At 41.1% G+C, this 7175-nt stretch carries 13 protein-coding genes; all 13 read left to right on the plus strand.

Translation table 11 applies throughout. The features are described from left to right. The first annotated feature begins 39 nt into the window (after nt 1-39). The 13 genes from PSF11_RS10785 to PSF11_RS10835 all read left to right on the plus strand — a co-directional run bounded on the left by PSF11_RS10785 (nt 40) and on the right by PSF11_RS10835 (nt 6724). Nucleotides 40-729: a phage antirepressor KilAC domain-containing protein gene (locus PSF11_RS10785; RefSeq protein ID WP_272682808.1), complete on the plus strand. Its 690-nt coding sequence runs from the start codon at nt 40-42 to the stop codon at nt 727-729. Further along, nucleotides 726-1454 (plus strand): helix-turn-helix domain-containing protein, encoded by a 729-nt coding sequence (locus PSF11_RS10790; protein ID WP_154599048.1) that lies wholly within the window; start codon nt 726-728, stop codon nt 1452-1454. Before PSF11_RS10785 ends, PSF11_RS10790 begins: the two co-directional genes overlap by 4 nt. Further along, nucleotides 1451-2137, plus strand: a complete 687-nt coding sequence (locus PSF11_RS10795) for a replication protein P (protein WP_081045582.1) — start codon at nt 1451-1453, stop codon at nt 2135-2137. The genes PSF11_RS10790 and PSF11_RS10795 overlap by 4 nt, the downstream gene beginning before the upstream one ends. A 10-nt stretch (nt 2138-2147) precedes the next feature. Beyond that, nucleotides 2148-3056: a recombination-associated protein RdgC gene (gene rdgC / locus PSF11_RS10800; protein ID WP_105874274.1), complete on the plus strand. Its 909-nt coding sequence runs from the start codon at nt 2148-2150 to the stop codon at nt 3054-3056. Between the two features lie 46 nt (nt 3057-3102). Beyond that, nucleotides 3103-3228, plus strand: coding sequence for a hypothetical protein (locus PSF11_RS21320; RefSeq protein ID WP_419178880.1), 126 nt, complete (start codon nt 3103-3105; stop codon nt 3226-3228). Between the two features lie 549 nt (nt 3229-3777). Further along, nucleotides 3778-3990 (plus strand): DUF551 domain-containing protein, encoded by a 213-nt coding sequence (locus PSF11_RS10805; protein ID WP_272682809.1) that lies wholly within the window; start codon nt 3778-3780, stop codon nt 3988-3990. A gap of 93 nt (nt 3991-4083) precedes the next feature. Then, complete coding sequence (locus PSF11_RS21325; RefSeq protein WP_404823638.1) at nt 4084-4266, plus strand: Lar family restriction alleviation protein; 183 nt, start codon at nt 4084-4086, stop codon at nt 4264-4266. Nucleotides 4267-4490: 224 nt separating this feature from the next. Continuing rightward, a complete protein-coding gene (locus tag PSF11_RS10810) occupies nt 4491-4937 on the plus strand; it encodes a recombination protein NinB (RefSeq protein WP_104873294.1) in 447 nt (148 codons plus the stop codon). A 214-nt stretch (nt 4938-5151) separates the two neighbouring features. Beyond that, complete coding sequence (locus PSF11_RS10815; protein WP_249890480.1) at nt 5152-5364, plus strand: DUF7740 domain-containing protein; 213 nt, start codon at nt 5152-5154, stop codon at nt 5362-5364. Then, nucleotides 5361-5645, plus strand: coding sequence for a hypothetical protein (locus PSF11_RS10820; protein WP_053110584.1), 285 nt, complete (start codon nt 5361-5363; stop codon nt 5643-5645). Before PSF11_RS10815 ends, PSF11_RS10820 begins: the two co-directional genes overlap by 4 nt. Then, on the plus strand, nt 5642-6007 hold the full coding sequence (locus tag PSF11_RS10825) for a RusA family crossover junction endodeoxyribonuclease (protein ID WP_060561200.1): 366 nt from the start codon (nt 5642-5644) through the stop codon (nt 6005-6007). Before PSF11_RS10820 ends, PSF11_RS10825 begins: the two co-directional genes overlap by 4 nt. Beyond that, on the plus strand, nt 5994-6224 hold the full coding sequence (locus tag PSF11_RS10830; RefSeq protein ID WP_404824058.1) for a protein ninH: 231 nt from the start codon (nt 5994-5996) through the stop codon (nt 6222-6224). Before PSF11_RS10825 ends, PSF11_RS10830 begins: the two co-directional genes overlap by 14 nt. After that, nucleotides 6221-6724, plus strand: a complete 504-nt coding sequence (locus PSF11_RS10835) for an antiterminator Q family protein (RefSeq protein ID WP_004916449.1) — start codon at nt 6221-6223, stop codon at nt 6722-6724. Before PSF11_RS10830 ends, PSF11_RS10835 begins: the two co-directional genes overlap by 4 nt. Nucleotides 6725-7175 lie beyond the last annotated feature (451 nt).

The raw sequence follows: 7175 nt of genomic DNA on the forward strand, positions 1-7175 counted from the left end.
CGGATTCCCTTTTTGATACAACAACCCAATGAGGTAATTATGAACCAAATAACTACTTTAGTAAACACATACAACGGCGAAGTGACCATGAGCAGTCGTGAAATTGCAGACCTTACAGGCAAGAGACACGACAATGTGATGGCTGATATCCGTAAGATGTTGGCTGAAATTCAATCTCCTGAAAAGTTAGGAGATTACACGGACAGCAAAAATCGAACACAGCAAATGCTTCTGCTTAACAAAGAAGAATGCCTATGTTTGATTTCTGGTTACAGCATCAAGTTAAGAATGGCAATTATTAAACGCTGGCAAGAACTTGAATCTCAAAAATCCCTCATTCCTCAAACGCTGCCAGAAGCTTTACGTCTGGCGGCAGACCTAGCAGAGCAGAAACAAATCGTTGAGCAGCAATTGGCAATTGCAGCGCCTAAAGCTGAATTTGTTGATCGGTACGTTCAAGCTACTGGCTTACTGGGTTTTAGAGAGGTGAGCAAATTACTAAAAGTGAAAGAGAACTTCTTTAGAGAGTTTCTACTTTCAAAACGAATTATGTACAAGCTGGCTGGAAAATTAACACCTTATTCAGAACACCTTGACGCAGGGCGTTTTGATGTAAAAACAGGTGAGAATCAAATCAACGGTCACGCATACACACAAGTTAAATTTACGCCTAAAGGAATTCAGTGGATCGCTGGGTTACTGGCTAGAGAGCAATTGGAGGCAGCATGAGCAGAGCAGCTACTGATTGGGCGTGGAGCCTAGACCTAAAAGCACCTCAAAAAATATTGATTTTATCTTTGGCGGATAGGGCTGATGAATATCACTGTTGTTACCCAAGCATACAGAGGTTAGTAAAGGACACTGGGCTAGATAAAAAGACCATTAGCAAATGGATAAACCTAATGATTGAAGATGGCTTGATATCAGACACAGGCGAAAGAAAAGGGCCAACAAAAAGAGTAAGAGTTTTGCGTTTAAATATTGATGCCGAATATACCCAAAAACGGGATGATACCGAAAAAGGGAATATACCCAAAAACGGGTCTTTGAATATACCCAAAAACGGGTCTTTGAATGTACCCAAAAACGGGTCTTTGAATGTACCCAAAAACGGGTCACAGAATCAGTCACTAGAAACAAACAATGAACCAAAGAAAAAGGGATTTGATGCGAAGAAGGAATCTATCCCTGATTGGTTGGATCGTGAAATTTGGTTCAACTGGATTGATTACAGGAATGAAATTAAAAAACCTCTCAAAACTAAAAAGACCTTTGAGTTACAGGTTAAATTTTTACTGCAATGTCTCGAAGAAGGTTATTCGCCTGAAGAAATAATTAATCAATCCATAACTAATGGCTGGCAAGGGCTGTTTAAACCTAAAAATAACCATCAGGCAATAACATCACAGCAGGGTAGCTGGAACACGCCGGAGGCATGGAGGGATTTCATTTGAAAACCAATTTAATGGCGGTAATTAATAATCGTGATGCGGGCGCTTTAGCCAGAATGTCACAGGGAGATATCACAAAAAAAGTAGTCAATTCAAACGCTGAAAAGATGGTTGATTCACTATTCAAAAGTTTAAAGCAACTCTTTCCTGCGTCAGTTAGTACCGTTTTTAAAAACCCAAGTGACGAAATGGACGCTAAGAGACAATGGATCGCCGCCTTTGCTGAAAATGGAATTACTACCAGAGAGCAGCTTCAAAACGGTATGCGACATGCAAGGGCAAGTGATAACCCTTTCTGGCCTGCTGTTGGTCAATTTATCAAGTGGTGCAAGGAAGAAGATTATGTAGCTCTTGGTTTGCCTGACGAGGATCAGCTTTACGAACTCTATCGAGAATACTGCAAAATGCGTGGCTGGCGTAAAATGAAATGGCCCTCAAACGCTTGCTACTGGATGGTTACCAAAATTTACTCTGAGATGCGAAGTAAAAGCCTAACGGATAGCGAGGTTAAGAAGCTTTGCGCCAAAGAGTTACGGAGCATGACTGCAAGAATCAAAGCAGGTGAAACTATTCCAGCGCCAGTTAAACAAATACCTCAGTTACATATTCCAACCAGCAAAGAAAAATCATTAGAACACCTTGCTTCAATTAGAAAGAAATTGAATCTTAACCCTAAATCTATTTAAGGAAATAAACATGAATTTTTTCAAAAATGCGATTGTGTATCGTATAACTCGTGACATTCAAATTTCAGCAGATGAACTTGAAACGCAATTAAAAAATCTTGAATTTTCACCCTGTGGAAGTCAGGACATGATGAAAGTTGGTTGGACTAATCCCATCAAAACAGGTGAAGCATTAACTCATTCAGTAGGTAATCAAATACTCATTGTTGCCAAGCGTGAAGAAAAAATATTACCGTCTGATGTTATCAAAAAAGAGCTGCAAGCCAAGGTTGATAAGCTGGAAGCCGACCAAGGGCGTAGGCTGAAAAAGACCGAGAAAGACAGCTTGAAAGACGAAGTTATTCACACATTGCTACCTCGAGCTTTTAGCAAGGAATCTGTAGTCAGAATTTGGATTGATAACGACAATCAAAGAATCATTGTCGATGCAAGTAGTGCAAAACGAGCCGAAGATACACTGGCACTACTGAGAAAAACACTAGGTTCGCTGCCTATAGTTCCTCTTACAATGGAAACACCTATCGAATTAACACTAACTGAATGGTTGCGTGATGGAACGATCCCTAAAGGGTTTAATTTTACCGATGAGGCGGAACTTAAAGCAATTTTAGAAGAAGGTGGCATTGCCAGATTCAAGAAGCAAGATTTAGTTTCTGACGAAATAGCCTCACACATTGAAGCAGGTAAATTAGTAACGAAATTATCTCTAGATTGGAATGAAACCATTCAATTTACCTTGTGCGACGATGGATCACTTAAAAAAATCAAGTTCTCAGATGTGCTAAAAGAGCAAAACGATGATATCGACAGAGAAGATATCGCCCAGCGATTTGATGCAGATTTTGCTCTGTTTACAGGTGAAATGACGCGACTAATCGACTCGCTCATTGACTCACTTGGCGGTGAAGCAAGTTGTTAACACACCAAATCATAAGGACTTCTAGATGAGCATAGACAAGCGAGTTATGTGTTATCGATGCCTGCACATTTACAATTTATTAGATGCAAAATTAATCAAAAATAAGCGACTTACTCACACCAAAGACAAGTGTTGCCCTAAGTGTGAATGCAAAGTTTATTTTTCAGAATGAGGATTTTTAGGATGAACAATATCGACTTCAAACTTGTATTTGAATTGTTGGAAAAAATGGAAGAGTGCGCTAATCGGATTAAAGAACTAAACGGTGTACTTACACAGGCTTTGGTTGATTACCAATTGAATCATAAGGACTTCTAGATGAACTATAGAGCAATTATCGTTTGTATAATTTTTTATCTATTTCTACTTCTCATGTTTCTAACTATCACTGAATTTAACACTGAAAGACTAGCTTTCGACCTGCTTATTTTTAACGGGTTCTTGGCAGCGGTTGGTTTTTATTTATGGGTGTCAAAAAAACTTATTGACTGGGCTTGGGGTAACAAATGATGCAGGAAACTAAACGTAGCGAAAAAACGCCAGAGGGCGTAGGTCATGGGATGGTGAGATTAGGAACCATGCTTCACGCCATGCGTATCAGCGACTTTAATGACGTATGGGATGACAGGGAACTCCCATCAATCGATGAACTAGAAAACATCAGCAATTGGACGAGGTGTTGAGTGATGAAAGGAACAACGTTAACAGGTGGAGGCATCTAATGCAGGGAACTAATTGGGTTAAGTGTAGTGATTCACTACCTGAAGATAGTACTGAAGTGTTGGTCTACTGTGACGACACTAAAGAAATGATGGTCGCATATCTAGATGATGATGGGGACTTTTGCTGGCTAGACCAAGAAATACTTGGAACTCAGTTGATTTGCTACCCATCACACTGGATGCCACTCCCACCAATGCCAGATGGTGAATGATAACAGAGCGGGAATTAAAACTAGAAGCCGTAGCAATTTGGCGAAAGCTAATTTTGCAAGCTAAGCGAAAATACCAATGGTGGGAGTTGTAGCATGAACGAACTCAAGAAATGCCCTATGTGCGGAAGCAATAAGCTGGGAATACTTACCCATAAATTTGACGGTGTAGATAGGTTTCACAGGGTTGAATGCACGGAGTGTGAATTAGCTACAGGGCTTAAGTACACCAAGGGTGAAGCAATCGCAGCATGGAACAGGAGAGCTAACAGTGAGTGACCTAATAACATTGATGTACAAAATCAGCATGAACCTATTTTGTGGGTTAGGCTTTGCAATGGCATTTATCATGCTGAAAGTATTCGACGGAGATAATAATTGGTTTGTTATCACGATGAAGGTTATATCAGCAGCAGCGATAATTCTCTGGTTAACATCTATGACTTATATTTGTTTTTTCTTATTCAACAACGTGTTTCTTGAAAAATGAATAGGAGGCTAACTTGGAGAAAGCCACAAAGTTTCTTCTAAGAAATAAACGAATACGTGAAAACCTAATAGCCACAATAAATGCTCTACCCCTCAACGAAGAATTCCCCCTAGAAGTAAAAATCTCAGAATCCAGCCGAACACTACCGCAGAACGACATGTTCCATGCGCTATGTGGTGATGTGTCAAAGCAAATGACACTCAACAATGAGCCACTGAAATTATGGCAGTGGAAGAATGTCTTTGTGTCTGGTCACTGGATGGTTACTACAGGAGCGAAAGAGTCACCACTAATTCGTGGCATTGAAGGCGAGCTATTAAACATTCGCGAGAGCACGTCTCAGATGGGCAAGAAGCGCATGAGTAGCTTAATTGAATACTCGACAGCTTGGGCGGTAGAAAACGGCGTGAAGCTGCGTACAACTCGTTATGAATATAACTACTACGGTCACAGGGAATAACTCAAGGAGCAGCAAGAGAGATGACAGAACCCCACATACACAGACTTCTCACTTACGAAGAAGCAGAAAGACTTTGTGAGCATTACAAGCGACAAGGTTATTCCCCAGTCAAAATGCTCAATATTAACCCGAAATATTTCGACGTATCAGTCAACCTGCCTACCCAAAAATGGCTCAAGCCAACACCGCGAACAATGATTAATAGGATGTGGAGATGAAAAACGAAGCAGAAGCGTTTATGAGCGCACTGATAACATTAAAGCTATGTTGGGCTATCCATAAGTCTAATGAAGCCGTCAGGAAGTGTGCAGGGCTATTAAAGCGCAAATTTAAAGAGCACTTAGCGTATGAAGCAATGCGGAAGATTGAAGGTAGTAGTAACCCGATGTTGGTTATCACACTTGCAGAGTGGGAGCTAGAGAAATGACAAGTATCTACCGCTCAAAAAAATGGCTCAAAGCCGTAGCTCAAATCGAATGTTGTGTCTTGTGTGGTCGCTATGGCACTCAGGTAGCACATAGAAACGAAGATAAGGGGATGGGGCTTAAGGTTGACGATAGCCTCACAGCAGCATTATGTCAGCACTGCCATCATGAGATTGATAACGGCAGCAAGTTGAGTCGAATTGAAAGACGTCAACTGATGGATAGGGCGATTGTTTTAACACTTAGGGAGCTAACCAGAGGGGGATTGATAGAACCATCATGAAGCAATATCACCTCAAGTTGCCGTGGCCGCCTTCAGTAAATACGTACTGGCGACACTGCAAAGGCAGGCACTATATATCATCAAAGGGTACAGGCTACCGAAAGCAAGTAACAGATTACATCAAGCAACATAACCTAGATATCAAAACCACCTCTCGCATCAAGATAATCATCACTGCAAACCCTCCAGACAAACGCAAAAGAGACCTCGATAACTTGCCTAAAGCTGTTTTCGATTCGCTTACTCACGCCAACTTTTGGGATGACGACGAGCAGATAGATGATTTTCGAATTAAACGCGGCGAGAGGGTTAAAGGCGGCTCACTGGATATCATGATATGGGAGATAGATGATGCAGGCTGAGATAACAACCATTCCAGAATTACTCATCAAAGCCAGAGGAAATCAAACTCGAGTGGCTGGCTGGATAAGCGCATCGCGAAATACAGTAAAGAAGTACGCATTCGATACGCGAGCAGAAAAGCACATCATTGTAAATGGGCAGCTTATGGTTATACATCGCGGTGGAATCGGCGGAGCGATAAAAGGAAAGAGTGAAGTATTGCAGGGGGTGAGATGAACTACATCGGAGAGAAAGAACTTACAAAGGAGCAATTCGACTGGCTTAATGGATGGCTTGAATTGTGGGGCGCTTGGGTTCACTCAGGCCGAGTAGACATGAGGAAAATTAACATCATATACAAATTCATGCAATCAGTTGACCCAAGCAAAAATCTAACACGGCCGATGTGTAATGACGATGACGGAATGTTGATTTCTCAGGTCATAGATTCTGTCATCGCCATTGACAAGCAGGCTTACAAGATATTGATAAGTTACTACGTGTACGGCGCGTCAAAGCTTTCGATAGCATCTTACTACCATAACAATGCAAAACCTCGCAAAATGAACACAAGGTCAGGAGGAAAAGTAAAGGTTCCATCATTGCGAACATGTCGAAGAGAGGTTGACGAAAAGCTGAAAGCTTGTCAGTGGTTATTATACGAACCTCTACGAAATGCAATGAACGGTCGCAAACGTGTAGCTAAAGTTAGAAAAATAACTGAACTTTGCTATTGACAGAAATGGCCAAATGGACAATACTTATCAGGTAAGCTGCCTTAATTGTTCTTAGGTTGGCTTAACCAGATTAATAGAGCCTCACTTCGGTGGGGCTTTTTGCATTGCAAGGGTTTATATGCTTGATGAATTCGAGTGAGCATAAAAAAGCCACCAACTTTTTAGGATGGTGGCAAAAGATTGCAAATCATGTTTATAGCTAAACCAAAAAAACTCTTGGTCGTCTTTTATTTTAACCAACCAATTAAAAAAAAGAAACAGGCTTTATCTGATGTTCTATTTATAACTGGTTGATATTATTCCGATGCCGGAATTCCGGTGTCGCCAATTAAAGCTGTAAGGATTGCTTACAAGTTCACATTCAAGAGGTCGCCTAGTGCGGCCTTTTTCGTATACAGCCGCCACAGAATCACTACTATCACTCACTCACTTTCACTGAGCGTCTGTGCGC

The organism is Providencia sp. PROV119, assembly GCF_028482435.1.
Classification (GTDB): domain Bacteria; phylum Pseudomonadota; class Gammaproteobacteria; order Enterobacterales; family Enterobacteriaceae; genus Providencia; species Providencia stuartii.

Bases quoted from the DNA above. Each gene is read 5' to 3' on its own strand.
- PSF11_RS10815 (WP_249890480.1), top strand. From the start codon at position 5,152: ATGAAAAACGAAGCAGAAGCGTTTATGAGCGCACTGATAACATTAAAG.
- PSF11_RS10830 (WP_404824058.1), top strand. From the start codon at position 5,994: ATGATGCAGGCTGAGATAACAACCATTCCAGAATTACTCATCAAAGCC.
- PSF11_RS10835 (WP_004916449.1), top strand. From the start codon at position 6,221: ATGAACTACATCGGAGAGAAAGAACTTACAAAGGAGCAATTCGACTGG.
- PSF11_RS10825 (WP_060561200.1), top strand. From the start codon at position 5,642: ATGAAGCAATATCACCTCAAGTTGCCGTGGCCGCCTTCAGTAAATACG.
- PSF11_RS21325 (WP_404823638.1), top strand. From the start codon at position 4,084: ATGAACGAACTCAAGAAATGCCCTATGTGCGGAAGCAATAAGCTGGGA.
- PSF11_RS10805 (WP_272682809.1), top strand. From the start codon at position 3,778: ATGCAGGGAACTAATTGGGTTAAGTGTAGTGATTCACTACCTGAAGAT.
- PSF11_RS10790 (WP_154599048.1), top strand. From the start codon at position 726: ATGAGCAGAGCAGCTACTGATTGGGCGTGGAGCCTAGACCTAAAAGCA.
- PSF11_RS10785 (WP_272682808.1), top strand. From the start codon at position 40: ATGAACCAAATAACTACTTTAGTAAACACATACAACGGCGAAGTGACC.
- rdgC (WP_105874274.1), top strand. From the start codon at position 2,148: ATGAATTTTTTCAAAAATGCGATTGTGTATCGTATAACTCGTGACATT.
- PSF11_RS21320 (WP_419178880.1), top strand. From the start codon at position 3,103: ATGTGTTATCGATGCCTGCACATTTACAATTTATTAGATGCAAAATTA.
- PSF11_RS10820 (WP_053110584.1), top strand. From the start codon at position 5,361: ATGACAAGTATCTACCGCTCAAAAAAATGGCTCAAAGCCGTAGCTCAA.